At 73.0% G+C, this 19,259-nt stretch carries 23 protein-coding genes; 7 read left to right on the top strand and 16 right to left on the bottom strand.

Going from position 1 to position 19,259, the window contains the following annotated elements; genetic code table 11:
• Positions 1-47 precede the first annotated feature (47 nt).
• From AC5L35_RS09380 to AC5L35_RS09365, 4 genes are all read right to left on the bottom strand, one after another.
• Positions 48-971 carry a decaprenyl-phosphate phosphoribosyltransferase gene (locus tag AC5L35_RS09380; RefSeq protein ID WP_495059152.1) on the bottom strand — a complete coding sequence of 308 codons (924 nt, stop codon included), beginning with the start codon at positions 969-971 and terminating at the stop codon, positions 48-50.
• The gene (locus tag AC5L35_RS09375) at positions 968-1,591 is read right to left on the bottom strand and encodes a phosphatase PAP2 family protein (RefSeq protein WP_495059151.1); all 624 of its coding nucleotides are present in this window, start codon (positions 1,589-1,591) and stop codon (positions 968-970) included. Before AC5L35_RS09375 ends, AC5L35_RS09380 begins: the two co-directional genes overlap by 4 nt.
• Before the next feature lie 181 nt (positions 1,592-1,772).
• Positions 1,773-2,582, bottom strand: coding sequence for an HAD family hydrolase (locus AC5L35_RS09370; protein WP_495059150.1), 810 nt, complete (start codon positions 2,580-2,582; stop codon positions 1,773-1,775).
• Between the two features lie 89 nt (positions 2,583-2,671).
• On the bottom strand, positions 2,672-3,748 hold the full coding sequence (locus AC5L35_RS09365) for a DNA polymerase III subunit beta family protein (protein WP_495059149.1): 1,077 nt from the start codon (positions 3,746-3,748) through the stop codon (positions 2,672-2,674).
• Positions 3,749-3,882: 134 nt separating this feature from the next.
• Between AC5L35_RS09365 and AC5L35_RS09360 the strand changes: the two genes are divergently transcribed.
• Positions 3,883-4,524 carry an HhH-GDP family DNA glycosylase gene (locus AC5L35_RS09360; protein ID WP_495059148.1) on the top strand — a complete coding sequence of 214 codons (642 nt, stop codon included), beginning with the start codon at positions 3,883-3,885 and terminating at the stop codon, positions 4,522-4,524.
• Between the two features lie 91 nt (positions 4,525-4,615).
• On the opposite strand, the gene AC5L35_RS09355 is transcribed toward AC5L35_RS09360, so the two are convergent.
• From AC5L35_RS09355 to AC5L35_RS09345, 3 genes are read right to left on the bottom strand one after another with little or no spacing between them, the layout of a single operon-like run.
• Entirely contained in the window at positions 4,616-5,077 is a 462-nt protein-coding gene (locus tag AC5L35_RS09355) for a DUF350 domain-containing protein (RefSeq protein ID WP_495059147.1), read from the bottom strand.
• Positions 5,078-5,099: 22 nt separating this feature from the next.
• The gene (locus AC5L35_RS09350) at positions 5,100-6,266 is read right to left on the bottom strand and encodes a glutathionylspermidine synthase family protein (protein WP_495059146.1); all 1,167 of its coding nucleotides are present in this window, start codon (positions 6,264-6,266) and stop codon (positions 5,100-5,102) included.
• A 19-nt stretch (positions 6,267-6,285) separates the two neighbouring features.
• The gene (locus tag AC5L35_RS09345) at positions 6,286-6,924 is read right to left on the bottom strand and encodes a hypothetical protein (RefSeq protein WP_495059145.1); all 639 of its coding nucleotides are present in this window, start codon (positions 6,922-6,924) and stop codon (positions 6,286-6,288) included.
• A 161-nt stretch (positions 6,925-7,085) separates the two neighbouring features.
• Between AC5L35_RS09345 and AC5L35_RS09340 the strand changes: the two genes are divergently transcribed.
• A complete protein-coding gene (locus AC5L35_RS09340) occupies positions 7,086-8,597 on the top strand; it encodes a septum formation family protein (RefSeq protein WP_495059144.1) in 1,512 nt (503 codons plus the stop codon).
• Between the two features lie 19 nt (positions 8,598-8,616).
• Positions 8,617-8,955, top strand: coding sequence for a metallopeptidase family protein (locus tag AC5L35_RS09335; RefSeq protein WP_495059272.1), 339 nt, complete (start codon positions 8,617-8,619; stop codon positions 8,953-8,955).
• Positions 8,956-8,983: 28 nt separating this feature from the next.
• Here AC5L35_RS09335 and AC5L35_RS09330 read toward each other — a convergent pair whose 3' ends face one another.
• The 3 genes from AC5L35_RS09330 to AC5L35_RS09320 form a co-directional block, all read right to left on the bottom strand.
• Positions 8,984-9,616 (bottom strand): histidine phosphatase family protein, encoded by a 633-nt coding sequence (locus AC5L35_RS09330; protein WP_495059271.1) that lies wholly within the window; start codon positions 9,614-9,616, stop codon positions 8,984-8,986.
• Positions 9,617-9,627: 11 nt separating this feature from the next.
• Entirely contained in the window at positions 9,628-10,575 is a 948-nt protein-coding gene (gene pheA, locus AC5L35_RS09325) for a prephenate dehydratase (RefSeq protein ID WP_495059143.1), read from the bottom strand.
• Between the two features lie 97 nt (positions 10,576-10,672).
• Positions 10,673-11,554, bottom strand: a complete 882-nt coding sequence (locus tag AC5L35_RS09320; protein ID WP_495059142.1) for a hypothetical protein — start codon at positions 11,552-11,554, stop codon at positions 10,673-10,675.
• Positions 11,555-11,665: 111 nt separating this feature from the next.
• On the opposite strand from AC5L35_RS09320, the gene AC5L35_RS09315 reads away from it, so the two are divergent.
• The gene (locus tag AC5L35_RS09315; protein ID WP_495059141.1) at positions 11,666-12,487 is read left to right on the top strand and encodes a DUF2470 domain-containing protein; all 822 of its coding nucleotides are present in this window, start codon (positions 11,666-11,668) and stop codon (positions 12,485-12,487) included.
• On the opposite strand, the gene AC5L35_RS09310 is transcribed toward AC5L35_RS09315, so the two are convergent.
• Positions 12,480-12,797: a DUF3817 domain-containing protein gene (locus AC5L35_RS09310; RefSeq protein WP_495059140.1), complete on the bottom strand. Its 318-nt coding sequence runs from the start codon at positions 12,795-12,797 to the stop codon at positions 12,480-12,482. The two genes, AC5L35_RS09315 and AC5L35_RS09310, sit on opposite strands and share 8 nt — an antisense overlap.
• A gap of 27 nt (positions 12,798-12,824) precedes the next feature.
• On the bottom strand, positions 12,825-13,277 hold the full coding sequence (locus tag AC5L35_RS09305) for a hypothetical protein (RefSeq protein WP_495059139.1): 453 nt from the start codon (positions 13,275-13,277) through the stop codon (positions 12,825-12,827).
• A 35-nt stretch (positions 13,278-13,312) separates the two neighbouring features.
• Here AC5L35_RS09305 and AC5L35_RS09300 point away from each other — a divergent pair, with 35 nt between their 5' ends.
• The gene (locus AC5L35_RS09300; RefSeq protein ID WP_495059138.1) at positions 13,313-14,134 is read left to right on the top strand and encodes a CPBP family intramembrane glutamic endopeptidase; all 822 of its coding nucleotides are present in this window, start codon (positions 13,313-13,315) and stop codon (positions 14,132-14,134) included.
• A gap of 78 nt (positions 14,135-14,212) precedes the next feature.
• Here the strand turns inward: AC5L35_RS09300 and AC5L35_RS09295 are convergent, their stop codons facing one another.
• Both AC5L35_RS09295 and AC5L35_RS09290 read right to left on the bottom strand, forming a co-directional pair.
• Positions 14,213-15,130: an SDR family NAD(P)-dependent oxidoreductase gene (locus AC5L35_RS09295; protein WP_495059137.1), complete on the bottom strand. Its 918-nt coding sequence runs from the start codon at positions 15,128-15,130 to the stop codon at positions 14,213-14,215.
• A 52-nt stretch (positions 15,131-15,182) separates the two neighbouring features.
• Positions 15,183-16,145, bottom strand: a complete 963-nt coding sequence (locus AC5L35_RS09290) for a DUF5926 family protein (RefSeq protein ID WP_495059136.1) — start codon at positions 16,143-16,145, stop codon at positions 15,183-15,185.
• Between the two features lie 149 nt (positions 16,146-16,294).
• On the opposite strand from AC5L35_RS09290, the gene AC5L35_RS09285 reads away from it, so the two are divergent.
• Positions 16,295-17,467: a cytochrome P450 gene (locus tag AC5L35_RS09285; RefSeq protein ID WP_495059270.1), complete on the top strand. Its 1,173-nt coding sequence runs from the start codon at positions 16,295-16,297 to the stop codon at positions 17,465-17,467.
• Here the strand turns inward: AC5L35_RS09285 and AC5L35_RS09280 are convergent.
• Both AC5L35_RS09280 and AC5L35_RS09275 read right to left on the bottom strand, forming a co-directional pair.
• Positions 17,430-18,125 (bottom strand): DUF4328 domain-containing protein, encoded by a 696-nt coding sequence (locus AC5L35_RS09280; protein WP_495059135.1) that lies wholly within the window; start codon positions 18,123-18,125, stop codon positions 17,430-17,432. The genes AC5L35_RS09285 and AC5L35_RS09280 overlap by 38 nt on opposite strands.
• Before the next feature lie 278 nt (positions 18,126-18,403).
• Positions 18,404-18,736, bottom strand: coding sequence for a rhodanese-like domain-containing protein (locus tag AC5L35_RS09275; RefSeq protein ID WP_495059134.1), 333 nt, complete (start codon positions 18,734-18,736; stop codon positions 18,404-18,406).
• A gap of 95 nt (positions 18,737-18,831) precedes the next feature.
• Here AC5L35_RS09275 and AC5L35_RS09270 point away from each other — a divergent pair, with 95 nt between their 5' ends.
• On the top strand, positions 18,832-19,200 hold the full coding sequence (locus AC5L35_RS09270; RefSeq protein WP_495059133.1) for a hypothetical protein: 369 nt from the start codon (positions 18,832-18,834) through the stop codon (positions 19,198-19,200).
• Positions 19,201-19,259 lie beyond the last annotated feature (59 nt).

The raw sequence follows: 19,259 nt of genomic DNA, 5'->3' as shown, positions 1-19,259 counted from the left end.
TGATCCGCGGGCTGCCCGACGTGTCCTCGATCATTCTTCTCTACAGGTCAGGCGTAGACGGCAAGCACGAGCGTGCCGATCCAGAGCAGCGCCAGCACCTGTAGCACGCGGTCGGCGAGCGCGAGCTCCTCCGGCTCGCCGCCGTTGCCGGAGTCGACGTCCACCGAGTAGCGCAGCACCGCGATCACGAACGGCACGATGGAGATCACCGACCAGACGGTGTTGTGCTGCTCCTCGCGGATCTCGAACGCCCACAACGAGTACGTGGTGATCAGCACGGTGGCCGAGAGTGCCCAGACGAACCGCAGGTACGACGCCGAGTAGCTCTCCAACGACTTGCGGATCTTCGCGCCGGTGCGCTCCGCCAGCATCATTTCCGCGTAGCGCTTGCCCGCCACCATGAACAGCGACCCGAAGCCGGCCACCAGCAGGAACCACTGCGACAGGGCGATTCCGGTGGCGGCACCACCCGCGATGGCCCGGAGCAGGAAGCCGGACGCGACGATGCAGATGTCGAGCACCGGCTGGTGCTTGAGCCAGAAGCAGTACGCCAGCTGCACCGCGATGTACACGGCGAGCACGATCACCAGCTGCACGCTGGCCAGCAGGCTCAGCGCCAGCGCGCCCAGCAGCAGGACGACGGCCACGCCCAGCGCCAGCCGGGGTGCCACGATCCCCGCCGCGATCGGCCGGTTGCGCTTGGTCGGGTGCGCCCGGTCGGCCGCGACGTCGTTGGCGTCGTTCACGAGGTAGATGCCCGAGGCGGCCAGCGAGAACGCCACGAACGCCACCGCGAGATGGATCGCGATGCCCTGGGTGAACAGATCGCCGCCGACGAACGGCGCCGCGAGCACCAGTACGTTCTTCACCCACTGCCGCGGGCGCATCGTCTTGAGCACGCCGCGGGTGACGCCGACCGGCGTACGCGGCGGACCGGCCGCCTGCTCGGTCGGCACGTCGGTGCTGGTCATCGGTTCCCCTTCTGGGCACGCAGAGCAGTACGGCGATTCGCCACCCGCCGGGTCACCACCGCCACCGCGGCGCCGAGCACGGAGCCCGCGACCACGTCGGTGGGGTAGTGCACGCCCAGCACCATCCGGGACAGGGCCATCGGGGGCACCAGCGCCGCCACCAGCGGCTTGCGCAGCAGTGCCCCGAAGACCACGGCCGCCGCGGTGGTGGAGGTGGCGTGGGCGGACGGGAAGCTCAACTTGCTGGGAGTGCCGACGAGCACCTGCACCCGTGGGTCCTGCGGCCGCGGCCTGCGCACCACGCGCTTCACACCGACGGACGCGCCGTGCGCCAGCGCGACGGCGGCGGTGGCCGTGACCCACTCGCGGCGGCGCCTGCGGTCGACCACAGCACCCGCGGCGCCGAACAGGAGCCATCCCGCGGCGTGCTCGCCGAACAGGGACATCCCGCGGGCGACCCGCACGACCGGTGGGCGACCGAGCCTGCCCTGCACGGCCTCGAGAACGCGCACCTCGAAGGCGGCGGGAGGGATGTCGACAGTGCCCTGTGAGGTGACAGTGCCCTGCGGAATGACGGCCGGGGGGCGCGTCGGGCCGGGGCGGTCGAGGAGCTCGGCCACGGTGCGGGGGCCTCCAGTGCGGCGTGGCGGGCCTGGCCCGCGCCGGTCGGTGCGGCGTGGCGGCGCGGGGCCGGGCCCGTCGCCGCACGCCTCGTTGCGCTGTCGGGCCTTGATGCTACGCCCGGTCACCACCAGTAGCCGGTTGCGGTGCCCTCTACGACACCTCGCGTTGCCCTCGCGTTCAGAACCAGCGTTCGAGGACCAGCGCCAGCCCGTCGTCGCTGTTGCTCGCAGTGACCTCGTCCGCCACCTCGAGAAGCGCGGGATGCGCGTTTCCCATGGCCACACCGTGTCCGGCCCAGCGCAGCATCTCCAGGTCGTTCGGCATGTCGCCGAAAGCGATCACGTCGGCGGGGGCGACCTCGTACCGCAGCGCCACATCGGCGAGACCGGACGCCTTGGTCACGTTCGGTGGTGAGATCTCGACGAGCCCTCGGGGGTGGGAGAACGTCAGGTCCGCGGTATCGCCGACCACCGGGACGAGCGCGGCCACCATCGCGTCGCTCGACAGCTGCGGGCAGCGGACGAGCATCTTCACCGCGGGCCGCGACAGCAGCTCCGACCGATGGACCACGGCGTTGTCGGAGTCGGGCCAGGCGTGCAGGTAGTCCGGCTCGGCGATGAACGGCGCCGGGTCGTCGAACGCCCCGTTACCGACCCGCTCGACGGCCAGCCCGGAGCCGGGCAGAGCCACCGCCACGGCGTCCGCGATGCTCTCGAGGACGTCAGGGTCGAGCGTGCGCGACCAGAGCACCCGGTCGGCCGCCGCGTCGTAGAGGACGCCGCCGTTGGCGCAGACCGCGAGCCGCGCCACCCCCAGCTGTTCCACGACCTGCGGGATCCACCGCGGTGGGCGGCCCGTGACCAGCACGAACCCCACCCCGGCCGAGACCGCTCTGCCGATCACCGCCGCCGCACGCCCGCTGACCCGGTCGTCCGGGTCGAGCAGGGTGCCGTCGACGTCCGTGGCGACCAGTCGGGGGGCTTGCACACCGTCCACCCTACGGACGTGGCGGGCCAGTACCGATCATTCCGCCACATCACACATTCGGCTGTTACGGAACGGGGCGGACCGGGCGGTCAGAGGCGCACCGGCATCAGCAGGGAGACCGAGCGTGCCGACCGCACGACCAGCGGTCCGATCGGCCCGTCCAGCGAGAGCAGGAGCTGGCCGGGGCCGCCGGCGTCCAACGCCTGGAGCAGGAACTCCCGGTTCACCCCGACGCCGTCGCCGTCGGGGTCGATCGTGATGCCGCCGTCCGGTGCTGCCCTGAGCACCGCGACCTCGAACTCCGTGCCGTCCGGCTCGCGGCGCATCGTGCGCGCGGGTGCCGCCAGAAGCTCCGCACGCAGCGCGGGCCGCACCGGCACCGGTCGCCCGGCCTCGGGGAGCAGCCTGCGGTAGTCCGGGAAGTCGTCCGGGATGAGCTCCGTGCTCAGCACGTCGGTCCCGGCGTGAACCGTGACCGTGGAGCCGTCGACGGCGATCGTCACCACGTCCCCCTGGGGGATCCGGTCGGCGAACTCGGAGGGCACGACGACCGCGACCGCGGCTCCGTCGAGCGAGAGCACGGGCGCCGACGAGACCGCGAGCCGGTAGCGGTCGGTGGCGACGACGGTGAGCGTCTCGGCGGTGACGTCCAGCAGGACGCCGCTCAGCACGGGTATCCCGGGGTCCGCCCCGACGGCGAACCGGACGGCGCGCAGCGCGTCGCCCAGTTCGTTTCCTCGGACGGTGACGGTGGTGGCGGGCACAGGGTTCTCCTCCGGAGTCGGCCCGCACCGCGTCGGGGCGGTGTGGGCGGCGAGCAGGGATCTGACGGAGGAGAGCTCGCGGCGGGCGTCGGCCAGCCCCTGTTCCAGGCGGTGCAGGTGCTCGGCCAGCAACACGTCGACCACGGCCGGGTCGCGCCGGTTGGCCAGGACCTGGCGGATCCCGGCCAGCGGCATTCCGACCCGGCGCAGCATCGCGACGAGCCGGGCGACGGCGACCTGCTCCGGCGAGTAGGAGCGGTACCCCGTGGACGGGTCCACCCTCGCCGGGACGAGCACGCCCGCGCCGTCGTAGAAGCGCAGCGCACTGACGGTCAGACCGCTCTCGCGAGACATCTGCCCGATCCCGCGCAAGCTCCCCAGGTCCCCGCGCGAGCTCTCCATGTCACAGAACCTCGTGCCTCGACATGGTCGAGAGTCAACCGGTCGGCCCCGACATCCGCGCCACGGATCCGGCGCGACGGTCGCAGCGGCACTGGAGGAACATGTAGGCCAGCAGCAGCGGGTATCTCGTCATCGTGACCGCTGCCCGAGACACCGTCCGCGCGCTGCTCGACCGAGCCGGCACCACCTACGCGGAGCAGGCCGGGATCCGGCTGCGCGACACCCCGGCCCCGCTCTACCGGCTGCTGGTGCTCTCGGTGCTGCTCTCCACGCGGATCCGGGCCGACATCGCGGTGGCGGCCGCCCGTGAACTCGGCGACGCCGGCATGGGAACGCCGGACAGGATGCTCGCGGCGTCCTGGCAGGAGCGGGTGGACGCGCTCGGGCGCGCCGGCTACAAGCGCTACGACGAGAGCACCGCCACCGCGCTGGGGGAGGGCGCCGAACTGCTGCGATCGGAGCACGGCGGCGACCTGCGGCGGCTGCGCGACGCCGTGGGCGGCGATCCCGCCGCCGTCCGGAAGGCGCTCAGGGCGTTTCCCCGGCTCGGGCCGGTCGGCGCCGACATCTTCTGCCGCGAGGCGCAGGACGTCTGGCCGTCGCTGCGGCCCGCCCTCGACGGCAAGGTGCTCGACGGCGCCGGCAGGCTCGGCCTGCCCGCCGACCCGGACGAGCTGGCCGCTCTCGCCCCGGGCAGGGAGCTCGCCCCGCTGGCCGCCGCGCTGGTGCGGGTGGCACTGGACCGCTCACTCGCCGAGCAGGTCACCGCGAGCTGACCACCGTGCAGGTCCCGGTTCGCGCCGATCCCGGGCGACTCGCGCACGGATTCCGGGCGACTCGCGGGTGTGTTCCGGGCGACTCGCGGGGTCAGAGGATGGCGACCGCGACCACCAGGCCCAGGGCCAGGTGGGCCGCACCCACCACGTACGCCTGGGGCTGCACGCGGTCTGCCGCCAGCACCGCACCGATGTCGATGTTCGTGATCCACTCCAGCAGCCGCACCCCGCCGACCTGCGCGATGATGCCGACCAGCCCGAAGATCAACGAGGCGAGCAGGCCCTCCAGCAGCGCGCCCGAGGACGCGTAGATCGCCACCACCACGATGAACGCCATGCTCACCATGCCGGCCGCGGTGACGATCACCGCGTTCGGCCGCCCCTCGCGCACCATGTGGTTGAGCTTGCCCGGCGTGGTGATGTCCACGCCCCAGAAGCCGACGAGCATGAGCAGCACGCCGATCACGGCGTAGAGCAGGATCGCGCCGATTCCGCGTCCGATCACCGAGAAGAACCCCGGGTCGATCTGGGCCAGCGTCACAGTCGGGGTCACGAGAACCTCCAGAGGGGGAGCGTCAGGATTCGGGGATGCGGTGCGGCACGAACGCGGCCCCGTCGTCGGTCACCAGCCCGACGGTCTCGCGGATGCCCAGGCCGGCCGCCGTGTCGCCGACGATCCAGGCGCCCAGCGCGGGACGGTAGCCGTCGAACTCGGGAAGCGGGTCGAAGAGCTGGTAGACGTATCCCTCTTCGCCGTACACACCACCCGTCTGGTGCTCCATCCCCGGCGCCACGATCGAGATGTTCGCGCCCTCGCGCCCGAGGCGGGGCTTGCGGACGTACTCGGTGAGCAGGCCGGGTTGGTCGAGGTAGGCGGGGAGCAGGTTGGGGTGCCCGGGGTACATCTCCCAGAGCACGGCGAGCAGTGCCTTGTTCGACAGCAGCGTCTTCCACAGCGGCTCGACCCAGAGCGTCTCGGGGAGGCTGCGCAGCACGTGCTTGCCGAACTGGTCGGTGAGCATCCACTCCCAGGGGTAGAGCTTGAACACCGCAGCCAGTGGCGCTTCCTCGAGGTCGACGAAGCGGTCGAGCGCGGCGTCCCAGCCGATGTCCTCGATCGAGAGGCCGACGGTGTCGAGCCCGGCCTCGGCCGCTGTCTCCTGCAGGTAGCCGACGGTCACGTGGTCCTCGCCGGTGGAGTCGCCGGTCGACCAGGTGAAGTGGATCTCGTCCCCCGGCAGGCGCGCCTTGACCAGCGCCCAGCGCTCCACGAGCTTCTCGTGCAGGGAGTTCCACTGGTCGTCACCCTCGTGGGTGTCCTTCAGCCAGTTCCATTGCAGGATCGACGCCTCGAGCAGCGTGGTGGGGGTGTCGGCGTTGTACTCCAGCAGCTTCGCGGGGCCACTGCCGTCGTAGCGCAGGTCGAACCGCCCGTAGACGTGCGGGTCGCTGCGCTTCCACGACGCTGCGACGCCCTCCCACGACCACTCGGGCAGCGCGAAGTCGCGGAACCGCTCCGTGGTGACGACGTGGTCGACGGCCTCGAGACACATCGAGTGCACCACTTCGACGTCGGCCTCGAGGGAGAGGATCTCGTCCATCGAGAAGACGTAGTGCACCGACTCGTCCCAGTACGGCCGCGGGGAACCGCCCTCGCCGCGGCCGGGCGTGCCGTACACCATCCCCTGCTCACGGACCGTGGTCTCCCAGTCCGGCCGAGGCTTCCCCCTGTGCCGTTCCATCTGCCGGTGTCGTTCCCGTCTACGAGCCGCTGGAGCCGTTGTTCGAGACGCCGAAACCGCCGCGCGACACCGATCCGCTGCCCGACGATCCCGCGACGCTCTTCCCCGACGGGGTGGTGACGCGGGTGCCACCCTTCGGCACCGTCGCGGTGCCGCCTGCCACCGGTTGGCCGATGTTGCCGCTGCCGCCGTAGTTGTAGCGGTACTGGCGGCCGCCGCCCCCGATGAAGATCGGGTACGGGATGATCCCGCCACCGCCGTAGTAGCCGCCGCTGTTGTTCACGGGCGTCGCGCAGTTGGCGTCGTCGACGACGACGTTCGTCTCCTCGTCGACGCAGCGGGCCTGCACCTCGTCGTCGGGCTGGGCGACGGAGTAGCCCACGGCGATCAGCGCGACGATGCCGACGGTGGCCCCGGCTCCGACGAGGATGCGCTTGCGCTTCTTGCGCGACCGCTCGGCGTCCGCGGCCTGCTGGCGCTCCGCCTCCTCCTCGCGACGCGCCGCCTGCTCCCGCGCGCGACGCTCGGCAAGGGTGGGCTCACGCGGCGTGGTCGACTCGTCCTGGAAGCGCATCCGTCCGGTGGACGGCTCGCGACGATCGCCGGGTTGCTCCTCGGCGGGTCCGTCGCCGCCGGGTCGGTTGTCGTCCGTTGACACGCGATCCCCCTCGGCTGCGCTCGTCTGCCGTTCGCAGGCACCCCTGCGGGCGAAACCGTACCGGGAGTACGCCAACCGGCAAACGCTGACGCTCGCAGCACGCCGACGACCGATGGTCGCGTAGTCCGGTCCGACCGCTTGGTCCCACCAGAGGTAACGGCATGATGACGGCCGACATGGACCGACTCCTCGCCGCTCCCCACCGGCCCGCCACCCATGGCGCTGGTGCCGTGCGTCCCGCTGCTCCCCGCAACTCCGGCGGTACGCGCGTCGCACCCTCGTGGAACCCCGGACGCCCGGCGGTCCCCCCGCAGCCGCAGATGCAGCCGCAGATGCCGCCGCAGCCGCAGGTGCCGCCCCGGCCGCCGGCACCGCCCACTGCCGACGCCGCTCCCCGTCGCAGCGGCCGCCACGGCGCTCCCCAGCCGCCGCCCCCACGCACTCCGGCCGACCGGCCGCCGGTGCCGCCCGCCGCAGGCGCTCCCCGCTCCTCGAAGCAGGTGCCTGCGCGGCGGATCGTCACGGGCGTCCTCGTGGGCGCGCTGACGATGTTCGGGGTGGCCACGCTGGACACGTTCGCCGGCGCCACGGTGCCCGTGCTCGGGTCGCTCGCGGCCCTGCCCGGCGCGGCCGACGAGCCGGACGTCGTCGAGGTGCCGGCCCCGCCGTCCACCCCCGGCACCTGCCTCACCTGGGCGCGCCCCGACGCCGCCGACACCCGGGTGGTCGACTGCGCGCAGCCGCACCTGTTCGAGCAGGCCGGCTCGGTGACCCTCGCCGACCAGGTCGCGCTGCCCGACGACCGGCAGTGGCGCCAGCTCGTCAACGAGCGGTGCAGCCAGCTCGTGCTCGACTACATGGGCGGCAAGTTCGACCCAGACGGCCGCTACCGGGTGGGCGCACTGAAGCCCTCGCCGACGAAGTGGAACCAGGGCGACCGGGAGCTGCGCTGCGGGCTGCAGAGCGCGTCGCGCTCCGGGGCCCTGTACCCGCTGGCCGGGCGCGCCGCCACCTCCGACCAGTCGGCGGTGCACGAACCCGGCACCTGCCTCGCGATCGACGGCCGCACCATCGGCGACCCGGTGGACTGCGCGGGGCCGCACGCCGTGGAGACTGTCGGGATCGTGGACCTGTCCCAGAAGTTCACCGGCGACTTCCCCGCCGTCGGCGACCAGGACGCGTACCTGCAGCCGGAGTGCGGGAAGATCGCCAACGACTACGCGGGCGGCAGCGATGTGATCGCGGCCAAGAAGCTCACCGTGTACTGGGACAACCTCACCGAGGAGTCCTGGAAGGCGGGCACCCGGAAGGTCAACTGCAACCTGGCGGCGCTGCTGCCCGACCGGAGCGGCTTCGCTCCCGTCACCGGGCCCGTCCGCGGCGACGTGGTCGTGGGCGACGAACCCGCGCCCCCGGCTACGCAGACCCCGGGACCGGGCGTTCCCGCCGCCGAGCCCACCTCCGGGGCCGAGCCGACCGACGGGCCGCCCGCCGAGCAGCCGCCCGCGTCCAACGGGGACGCGCCGCCGGTCAGCGATCCCGCACAGCCGACAGCAGGGCCGCCGACCAGCGGGGCGGCGTCCCCGCCCACGCCGCCGGTGCCTCCCACTCCGCCGACTCCGCCGTCCCCGCCCGATGCCAACCCGGAGAACCCGTCCGGCAACGGGGCGTGACACCCTCCCGCCGGTGGAGATGACGCGGCGGCGGTTCGAGGAGGCGGTGGCCGACGCGCTCGACGCCATCCCGCCTCAGCTGACCGCCGCGATGGACAACGTCGTGGTGCTGGTGGAGGAGCGCAACCCCGAGGAGCCCGAGCTACTGGGGCTCTACGAGGGGGTTGCGCTCACCGAGCGCACCTCGGACTACGGCGGTGTGCTGCCGGACCGGATCACGATCTACCAGGACGCAATCCTCGACGTGTGCGAGGACGTCGACGAGGTGGTGCACGAGGTGGCGGTCACCGTGGTGCACGAGGTGGCCCACCACTTCGGGATCGACGAGGAGACGCTCCACGAGCTGGGCTGGGGCTGACGCGCAGCCCCGGCCCTCCGGGAGCCGGTCAGCGGGGGGCGCCGCCCGCGGTGACGTCGCCCGACACGGGCACGGCACTGTCCCAGTGGTCGAGCGCCCAGCCGGTGGGCGTCGCGGGGTCGGCGACCAGCACCACGAGGCCGGTGTTCGGCACGTAGAGCGTCTCGGCGGTGTCGCCGAGCAGCGCTGCGGCCGCCAGGCGGATCGCCGCCCCGTGGCTGACGAGCACCACGTCACCGTGGACGTCGTCCGTGATCCGCTCCACCACCGGCAGGTAGCGGGCCCGCAGGTCGTGGGCCGACTCCCCACCGGGGAGGCGCGCGTCGAGGTCGCCGGTCCACCACGCCGCGTAGACGGTGTCGAACTGCTCGCGGGCGTCCCGGTCCGACCGGCCCTCCAGATCGCCGACGAAGACCTCGTGCACGCCGTCGTGCACGGTGACGTCGAGGCCGTGCGCTGCGGCGATCGGGGCCGCTGTCTGCTGGGCACGCGTGGCGTGCGAGGCATGCACCGCCGTGACCGGATGGGTGGCGAGCCGTTCCCCCACCGCGTCGGCCTGGGCGAGCCCCAGCTCGTTCAGGGGAGCGCCCGGAGGTACCGAGTCGAGTTCGCGGCGCACGTTGGCGTCGGTCTGCCCGTGCCGGACGAGCACCAACCGCAGGGGACCCGGGCTCATGCGAGCTTTCCGGCGCGTAGACCGGCCAGCCAGTCCTCGGCCGCGGCGTAGTCGGCCACGTCCGTACTGCCGATCGGCACCGCGGGAGCGCCGTGGCCCACGGGCCGTGGAGCGCCGTTGCCCGCGCGTGGGTACGACCCGAGGAACCGGACCTGGTCGCACCTGCGGTGCAGTGCGGCCAGCGCCTCCCCCATGGCCGGCTCCGCGACGTGGCCCGAGCAGTCGAGGTGGAACCAGTACTCGGCGTGGCGGTCCTTGATGGGCCGGGACTCGATCCTGGTCAGGTCGATGCCCCGCACCGCCAGCTCGGTGAGCAGGCCCAGCAGCGCCCCGGGCCGGTTCTCGGTGGTGGCGGCGAGCGTGGTGCGGTCGTGGCCGGTGGGAGCCGGTGGTGGTCCGGGGGGCGCGACGAGCGCGAAGCGGGTGACGGCACCGGGGTTGTCGGCGATGTCGTGGGCGAACACCTCGAGCCCGTGCTGCTCTGCCGCCAGCGGGGCGGCCACGGCCGCGTCGAACTCCCCGCGCGCCACCTGGGCGGCGGCCTCCGCCGTGGAGGTGGACAGCAGCACGTCGGCGTCGGGCAGGTTGGCGGCGATCCAGCCGCGTGTCTGCGCGATGGCGTGGGTGTGGGAGGCGACGGTGCGGATGTCCGCGGCCCGGGTGCCCGGCCGGACCATCACCGCGAAGCTGACGTTCACCACCGCCTCGCGGATGATCACCAGCGGCGGATCGGCGACCAGGCCGTCCAGCACCGCCGGCACAGCCCCCTCCACGGTGTTCTCGATCGGGACACAGCCGGCATCGACGGAACCGTCGCGGACGGCGGCCAGCACAGCCGGACTGCCGGCGCACGGCACCAGCTCGGCGTCGGCGGACTCGGGGAGCGTCCGCAGCGCCTGTTCGGTGAACGTGGCACGCGGTCCGAGGAACGCGAGTCTGGGCACGGAAGACCATGCTACGGGGAGGACTGCGGTCGCCCGACCCTGGTTCTGGTGACCGGTACCGACTCGCTGCCTGCGGGCAGGAGCGACGCAGCTCAGGTCAGGTCAGGAGACCCAGGCCGGCGAGCTGCGTGGCGGGCACGGGCTCCGGGTCGGCGCCACAACGCGACAGCAGGCCCCTCACCGCGGTGACGGCCGGCTCCGAGAGTGCGCCGATCTCCACCGCGAGCGCGGCGGAGTCGGTGCTCTCCAGCGCCGTGCGGACGTCACCGCCGGACAGGGCCCTCGACACGGCGACGAGCAGGTTGAGCAGCCCGTGCTGGGCCGGAGCCGACGGGCCCTCGGTGCGGACGACGTGCCGCAGCCCGAGCGTGGTGAACCCGCGCCCCGCCTCGACCACGACGCGCACGAAGCTCTCGATGTCGGTGACCGACGGGACGTCGGATGCGCGTGGGCCGCCACAGCGCAGCTTCGGCGCGCAGCCGTGCGCGGCGACCCGGCGCACGGCCTCCAGCCAGGCACCGGTGCCCACCGGCTCCGCGACCGACGGCCTGCGGGGCTCGACGACCGCGACGACGTCCTCGGGCACGAACTCGGCCACGCGCTCCAGCCACACCGCGTCGACGTCGGGCGGCGCGGCCGTCTCGACGGTGCGCGGGGTGACCAGGTTCGACCGGGAGAAGACGGTGGAGAGCGCCTTCGGTACCGCGCCGAGGCCGGTGTCCACGACCAGTGACAGCTCGATGGGCCGGGCCGGAACCGATCTCGCCAGCTCGGCGACGAGCGCCGGCAACCGCGAGACCGGGCAGACGAGCTGCCCGACCAGGCCGCCGTAACGGCCGTCCCTGGCGCTGACATACCGCGAGACCACCTGGTCGACGCCGGGTGCAACCGACCGCGGTTGCAACAGGCTGGTGTCGTCGACCAGCTGGGCGAAGAGCGGTGGGATGGCCCAGGGGTTAACACCTGCCGCCGTCGTCACGGTTCCAGACGCTAACGGGTCGCCTCGCGGCGCTTCACAACGGCTGCCGGTTCACGCGTGCTGGACATCGTCGAAGGCCTGGCGATAGCTTAGGCTCACCTAATCTCGGAGGTGACTTCGTTGGCATCCATCCGGCTGCGGCGTCCACCGGCCCCCACCGATGCCGAGCGCGCCCGCAGCGTGGTCGCCCGGGGTGGCTCGGCCTTCCTGGTCGGCACCGGGGCACCACGGACGGCCCCGCTGGTGCACCACGTGCGCGCCGACGGGTCCGCGGTGCTGCTACTCGACGACGACGACCCGGTCGTCGATCGCATCCGGAAGGCCCCCGGCGCCGAGTTCGCCGCGATGCTCGAGCTCACCGACCACGCGCCGGTCGAGCTCCGGGAGCCGGTGCGCGCGCTGCTCTGGGTCACCGGCAGGCTCTGGCTGCCCGATCCCGAGGCCGCCCGGCGGGTCGCGCTACAGGTCGCCGACGTTCGCCCGCATCCCGAGCTGTTGCAGCTCGGGCACGGCGCCACGCTGGTGCGGCTCGATCCCAGCTCCGCCGTGCTGTCCGACGCCGAGGGCAGCGCCGCGCTCGCGCCCGTCGAGCTGGCCGGCGCTCGACCCGATCCCTTCTGCCGCTACGAGCAGCACTGGCTCGCCCACCTCGAGGAGTCACACCCCGAGGTGCTCATCGCGCTGGCCCGGCACCTGCCGCCACGGCTGCGCGAGCTGCGCGGCGCGCGGATCCGCCCCCTCGGCGTGGACCGCTGTGGCCTGCGCCTTCGGGTGGAGGGCCCGGCAGGCGCCGCGACCCCCGGCACCGACCACGACGTCCGGCTGGCCTGGCAGGAGCCCGCTACGACGGTCGACGAGCTGCGCGTGCAGATGGGGCTCCTGGTCGGCTGCCCCTTCCAGGGCACCGGCGCGAGCGCGGCGGACGCTAGCTGACGGGTGAACGCCCCAGCCGCACCCGCTGGGTCACCCGGCGCTCGGCCACGAACGACGCGAACGGGACGGTGCCTGCGACCAGGATGAGCAGCGCGTCCAGCGGCTTCCACCGGCAGCGCTCGGCCAGCAGCAGCGTGAGGACGATGTAGGCCATGTACAGGAAGCCGTGCATCATGCCGACGATGGCGACGAGCTGCGGCTGACCGAAGAAGTACTTGAGCGGCATCGCCACCAGCACGAGCACGAGCAGTCCCACACCAGTGATCCAGGCGGCCACCCGGTAGTTCCGTAAAGCGGTCTCGATCGACACGGACGTCCTTCGGGGTTTCGTATTTCGTCAGTCGGCGGCGTCGCGGGCGGCCAGCTGGGCCAGCATCCGGTTGTACTCCGCCATCTCCTGGTCGTCCTCGTCGAACAGAGACGACCGGACCGATACGGGCCGGGGTCCGAACGGCGAGGGCCCGGCCGACGGGACCGGCCTCGGTTCGGCGATGCGGGCGCGCTCGGCGCCGTGCTCGACGAGATCTCCCTCGGCGGGCGGGGCGGCGGCGGGTGCCGCTTCCTCCTCCACCAGCCGCACTGACTCCATCTTGAGCATCCGCCACCACATCGCGGCGAAGAAAACGGCGAACAACGGCCACTGCAGGCCGTAGCCGATGTTCAGCATGGACCCCATCGCGGACCCGGCGCGGTGCCACTGCCATGCCGACAGGAAGCCACACGTGACCATGGCACCCAGGGTGAGCACGTGCCACAGCATCCAGCGGGGGGAGAAGGCCAGCTGACGCACGGGACCAGCGTACCTGCCGGGTACCGTCCGCGATCGTGTCCAGCCTCCGCTCGACGACAGCGCGGCAGTGGCTCTCGCCGCCGTCGCCCGTGGCCGCTCCGATCACCGACCCGCGCACCCGGCGCCTCGTCGGCACCGAGGTGCTCGTCGTCCTCACGGTGACGCTCGGGCTGTCGGCGTTGCGCAGCCTGCTGAGCCTGCTCGACGCCCTGCTGCAGCCGGTGCCGCTGAACCAGCAACAGGTGGCGCTCAACGCCCCAGAGGCCCAGGCGAACCTGCTCGACCTGGCGCTTCAGCTCACCCGGGTGCTGCAGCTCGTCGGCTGGGGAGCCCTGGGCGCCTACCTGCTGATCCGCGCCGGCATCGCGCTCCGCGACGTCGGGCTGGACCGGCGCCGTCCCGGGCGGGACGCGCTCGGTGCGGCCGGGCTGGCCGCGCTCATCGGCGTGCCCGGACTCGGCCTCTACCTGATGGCGCAGGCGCTCGGGGTGAGCCTCACGGTGCAGCCGTCCACGCTCGGCGACACGTGGTGGCGGGTGCCGGTCCTCGTCCTCTCGGCCGGGGCCAACGCCTGGGCCGAGGAGGTGGTGATGATCGGCTACCTGATCACCCGCCTGCGCCAGCTCGGCTGGTCGGAGAACCGCTCACTGGTGGTCCAGGCGCTCCTGCGCGGGAGCTACCACCTCTACCAGGGCTTCGGCGGGTTCATCGGCAACCTGGTGATGGGGCTGGTGTTCGGCCGGATCTGGCAGCGCACCAACCGGCTGTGGGCGCTCGTGGGCGCACACACCCTCATCGACGTGGTCGCCTTCACCGGCTACGCCCTACTGGCCGGCAAGGTGAGCTGGCTGCCGTAGGCCTCCGGCCCGTTGCAGCAAAGCCACTTTCATGCCGGCAGGTTGCGTGAAAGTGGCTTTGCTGCAATCCCGGGAGCGCTAGTGCTCGGCCAGGATCTGGTAGCGCATCCGCTGCATCATGTTCTCGGCGCCGGGCTGCATGCCCGCCACGTCGAAGAGTTCGTCGATCCGCCCCGGCAGGTCCTCCGGGTCCCAGCGCTTCCCGTGGTTCTTGATCTCGGCGACGCTGGTGAACGGCTGGAAGACCTCGACGCTGTCGCCCTGCACACCGAACACCTTGCCGCTGATGTGGCTCGAGGCGTCCGAGCAGAGGAACGCCACCAGCGGGGCGATGTTCTCCGGAGCGAAGAAGTCGAACTCGCCGCGTTCGATGGAGGCGTCGCGCCGGGTGCGGAACTCCTCGGGCATCAGGTCGAGCGTCATCCGGGTGAGGGCGGTCGGGGCGATGGCGTTGCTCGTGATCCCGCTGCGCGCCCCCTCCATGGCGACGATCGTGGAGAACGCGGCGATGCCGGCCTTCGCCGCGCCGTAGTTGCCCTGCCCGAAGTTGCCGAGCAACCCCGAGGTCGACGACGTGTGCACGACGTGCCCGGGCCGCTTCGCCTCCCGCCAGTAGCGGACGGCGGCCCGGGTGGGCAGGAAGTGGCCGCGCAGGTGCACGCGGACGACGGCGTCCCAGTCGTCGTCGGAGAGCTTGGCGACGGTGCGGTCGCGCAGGATCCCGGCGTTGTTGACCAGTGCGTCGAGCGCGCCGAACCGCTCGACCGCGGTGGCGACGAGCGAGTCGGCCACCGCGGCGTCGGCGACGTCCCCGCTCGCGGCCACGGCCCGGCCGCCCGCCTCGGTGATCTCCCGGGCCACCGCCTCGCCGGCGTCCGTGTCGAACTCGGCCACCACCACAGCGGCTCCCTGAGCCGCGCACTCCAGCGCCTCACCGCGCCCGATGCCGCGACCGGCGCCGGTGACGATGACGACCTTTCCGTCGAGAAGTCCCATGCGCCGCAGCATATGACTGGCCGGTAACCACCGGCCGCGCCCTCGTCCCGGGCTATCTCAGCGTGATCTGCTTCCCGGCGAGGGCGTCACGGGCGCGCCGCTCGGCGTCGGACAGCGGGGCGTCCTCGGCGAGTGCGGAGTCGAGCCGGGCGGCGAACGCGGCCACGGGGTCGGCCCATTCCTTCGGGTGCAGCTCCCGGTCGAGGTCCCAGACCGGCACCAGTAGCCCGTGGGCGCGGAAGACACCGGCGAAGCGAGCCTCCTCGGTGAGGCCCAGCTCGCCGAGGGCGTGCAGGCGGGCCAGTGCCGCGAGCAGCTTCTCCTCGGGCTCCGGACGCACCCATCGCAGGTGTGCCTTGGTGCCGGTGTCCACCCAGTAGGCGGACCGCACGCCGTCGGCGAGCACCGCTTCCGTCGGCAGGATGACGGCGTTGGCGCGCTCGATCGCCGCGGTGACGTCGGCGGCGGGCTCGGCGCCGGCCTCCGACGGCACGACCCACCAGCCGAAGTCGGGGTGCAGCGTGAGGTCGAGGGTGGCGCCGGCTTCGAGCACGTCCTGGAGCCGGACGGGGTCGCCGTCGCCGATGCCCGGTCCGACGACGGGCAGTGCGCTGCCCGGTTCGGCGCTATGCGCCCAGCGCAGCGCCTTGCCGAGGTCGGCCGACAGGTCCCCGGAGCGGGTCTGCACCTGCATCCCCAGCATGATCGACCCGTCAGGACGGACCAGCGCGGCCGACGCCCCGGGCAGCACGGTCACGAGGGTGACCGGCACGTCGAGGGGTTCCCGCAGCGGCAGCGGCGCGGTGGCCGACGGCAGGAACTCCCGCATCGCCACCAGGTCCGACTCCGCCGCCAGACCGTCGAACGGTCGCAGGACGATGACGTCGTCACCGGCCCCGTGGCAGGCCTTGTAGCGCTTGCCGGAGCCGCAGGGGCAGGGCCGGCGAGGGTTCTCGCCGCTCGCGCTGTGCTGGGAGGCGCCCTCGCGAGTACGGGCACGTGTCTTCTTGGCCATGGTTCCCCAGACGCTATCGGGTACGACTCGACATTGTCGGTACGCCGTGCCGACCCTCACCGCTGCCGCGGAGGGGTCGCTGCCCGCCGGGGCGATACGGTACTGCCCGCCGGCGGGTCCTCGACCGCCGGTGGCCACGGGAGGTTCTGCTGCATCCGTTCGACCCGGTCGATCCCCACTTCCTCGCCGATCCCTACCCCGCGTTCGCCGCGCTGCGTGCGCTCGGCCCGGTGCACGCCCATGCCCTGCTCGGCACACCGGTGGCGGTGTCGCACGGCGCCTGCTCGGAGCTGCTCCGCGGCCGTGACCTCGGCCGGATCTGGGCGGACGCCGAGCCGGCAGCCGACTTCCCGGCGTTCAACCTGCTGCACCGCAACTCGCTGCTCGAGCGGGAGGGGCCCCCGCACGACCGGCTGCGCGCCCTGGTGGCGGGCGCGTTCAACCGCGGCCACACGGCCCGGCTGGAGCCGTGGGTGCGCGGGCTGGCCCACCGGCTGGTCGACGAGCTCGCCGAGCGGATCGACGCCGACGGGAGCGCCGACCTGATGTCCACCGTGGCGGCCCGGCTCCCGGTGGAGGTGATCGCGGAGCTGCTCGGGGTTCCGGAGCCGGAACGCTCCGCGTTGCGCGGCTGGTCCAATGCCATCGTCACCATGTACGAGCCGGATCCGGGCGAGCACCGCAGGCGAGCTGCGGAGCAGGCCGCCGCCGACTTCGTGGACGCGCTGCGCGGGCTCGTCGCGCACCGTAGGGCCCACCCGGGGGACGACCTGGTGACCGACCTGGCCGAGGCCGATATCGAGGTGGACGAGCTGGTCGGCACCGCGGCGTTGCTCCTGATGGCCGGCCACGAGGCCACCGTGAACGTGATCGGCAACGGGGTGCTGGCGCTGTTGCGGCACCCCGTGCAGTGGCAGCGGCTGGTGGGTGATCCGGGCCTCGACGCCACGGCCGTGGAGGAGCTGATCCGCTACGACCCGCCGCTCCAGCTCTTCGAGCGCACCGCCGTGGTGGACACGACGGTCGCCGGCCACCTGGTGGCTGCCGGCACGAAGATCGCCGCGCTGCTCGGCGCGGCGGCGCGGGATCCGCAGGCGTTCGACCGGCCGGACGAACTGGACGTGGGCAGGCGCCGCAACCCGCACCTCGGTTTCGGCGCCGGGGTGCACTACTGCCTCGGTGCCCCGCTGGCCCGGCTGGAGGTGGCCGCGGCGCTCGATGCGCTGCGGACCAGGCTGCCCGGGATGCAGCTGGCCGCCGAACCCAGCCGCCGCCCGGACTTCGTCATGCGCGGGCTGCGCGAGCTGCGGCTGGCGGCCTGACGCTCAGCAGCAGCTCCCGGCGGTGCGGCCGGACCGGAGCCAGCAGCCTGGTGAGCCGCGTGACGAGCCGGGCCGTGACGCCGGCGGTGGCGGCAGCGAGCAGGTCGAGGACGGCATGGAGCACGACCCCGTCGGCGCGGGCCTGCACACCGGTCCGCAGCGACCACAGGAGCACCACGGCGGAGAGCACCACACTGGCGGCCCAGAGGGCCCACCAGACCTGCAGCAGCCGTGACGGGCGGGGCCGCCGGTCCACGGGCAGGCCCAGCGCACAGTGTTCGATCTCGCTGAGTACCGAGCCCGGCACGGTGAGGTTGAGCCCGGGCACCACCCAGCCGAGCACGACCATGCGGGTGGAGCGGGACGGGCGGACGCCTGCCTGATCGGCCGCGGCGCGCGACGCGCGCACGCTCCAGAGGATCAGCAGCACACCGGTCGCCACGGTGAGGATGGGCGAGACCGTGCCTGCGGATCCGACGAGGGCGTCCGATGCGGCCACCGAGCCCGCGGACAGCGCGTTGTCCCGGCTGGCCAGCAGCAGGACGTAGCGCCACACCTCGGCTCCTGCCGCGAGCAGCGCCACCGCGACGGTGGCCCACAGCAGCGGCACGAGGGTGCCGAACGTGGAGCGGGCGCCCTGCAGTGGACCGGGCCCCACGGGGGTGGCCGGCTCCGGTGGCTCCCAGCGCCGCGGCGGAAACCCCCAGCGGGGCAGCGAGCGGTAGCGGGGCGGCCCGGTGTAGCGGGTACGGACCCGCGCGGGATTAGCCGGAGTGGCGGACGGCGGGGGCTCGGCCACCCACCGCAGCGCGGCGAGGTAGCGGCCGCAGTACGGGCAGAACGGGCCGCCCTCCGCCGGTGCCCGCCGGCCGCACCGCGGGCAGGGCGGCCCGAGCCGGGCCACCCCGGGTGAGGGCGCGGACGGGGGCACGGCGGCTAGATGATCTCTGGCGGGGTGCCGTGGTCGGCCACGACATCACGGCCCTGCGCGGCCCACGCCTGCATGCCCCCGTCGACGTTCACCACCGGGTAGCCCTGCCCGGCCAGGTAGGCGACCACTCGGGAGGAACGGCCGCCGGAGCGGCACACGACGTAGAGCGGGTCGTCGTCGGGAAGCTCGTCGATACGCGCCGTGAGCTCGGACATCGGCAGGTGGCGGGCGCCGGGGGCGTGGCCGGCTTCCCATTCGTCGTTCTCCCGGACGTCGAGCAGCGCAACATCGGGGGGCAGATCCGCCACGGGAACCGCCGGGACGGCTGGACCAGTCATGCGTGTCATCCTGCCACGCGCCCACGTGACGATCCGGTCAGCGAACGCGACAACGATGACCCGATCGGGTGCCGACACCACTACGGTCGGATCTCGTGGACTACGCCGGTGTGACCGGGCAGTGGGCGGTGTCCGTGGCACGACGCGTCCACCGCTGCGGTGTCGAGACGTCTTCGCCGATCATCGACGAGACCTGGGTCAGCATCGACCTGGCGCTCTACCTCAGGTACCGGGTGGGCGCCCACAAGCTCGCCGCCCGGTACCGCCTGGACGTCGATCCGAGCTCGGGAGCGTGGCCGACGAACGCGGACCGTTTCGCGTCCGCGCTGTTCAAGGCGCTACCCACCGAGCCGCAGCACGACGCGTTCGTGGACGAGCAGGGGTATCGCTGGTGGAGCGCTGTCGTTCCGCAGAGCGGATGGGCCACGGCGGTGCACTCCCGCCGGATCGTGACGATCTGCTGACACGCGAAACGGGGCGGGCCCGTGGGCCCGCCCCGTTCCGGTACAGGTACCGGACGCGT

The sequence above is a fragment of the Pseudonocardia sp. OZ21 genome, assembly GCF_059359135.1.
Note: the sequence above shows the minus strand (reverse complement) of the source record. Positions and strands in the feature narration are given on the sequence as shown.

Coding starts and splice junctions, on each gene's coding strand:
- AC5L35_RS09290 (WP_495059136.1), bottom strand. CDS start 16,145: ATGGCCAAGAAGACACGTGCCCGTACTCGCGAGGGCGCCTCCCAGCAC.
- AC5L35_RS09275 (WP_495059134.1), bottom strand. CDS start 18,736: ATGACTGGTCCAGCCGTCCCGGCGGTTCCCGTGGCGGATCTGCCCCCC.
- AC5L35_RS09295 (WP_495059137.1), bottom strand. CDS start 15,130: ATGGGACTTCTCGACGGAAAGGTCGTCATCGTCACCGGCGCCGGTCGC.
- AC5L35_RS09380 (WP_495059152.1), bottom strand. CDS start 971: ATGACCAGCACCGACGTGCCGACCGAGCAGGCGGCCGGTCCGCCGCGT.
- AC5L35_RS09335 (WP_495059272.1), top strand. CDS start 8,617: ATGACGCGGCGGCGGTTCGAGGAGGCGGTGGCCGACGCGCTCGACGCC.
- AC5L35_RS09365 (WP_495059149.1), bottom strand. CDS start 3,748: ATGGAGAGCTCGCGCGGGGACCTGGGGAGCTTGCGCGGGATCGGGCAG.
- AC5L35_RS09340 (WP_495059144.1), top strand. CDS start 7,086: ATGATGACGGCCGACATGGACCGACTCCTCGCCGCTCCCCACCGGCCC.
- AC5L35_RS09350 (WP_495059146.1), bottom strand. CDS start 6,266: ATGGAACGGCACAGGGGGAAGCCTCGGCCGGACTGGGAGACCACGGTC.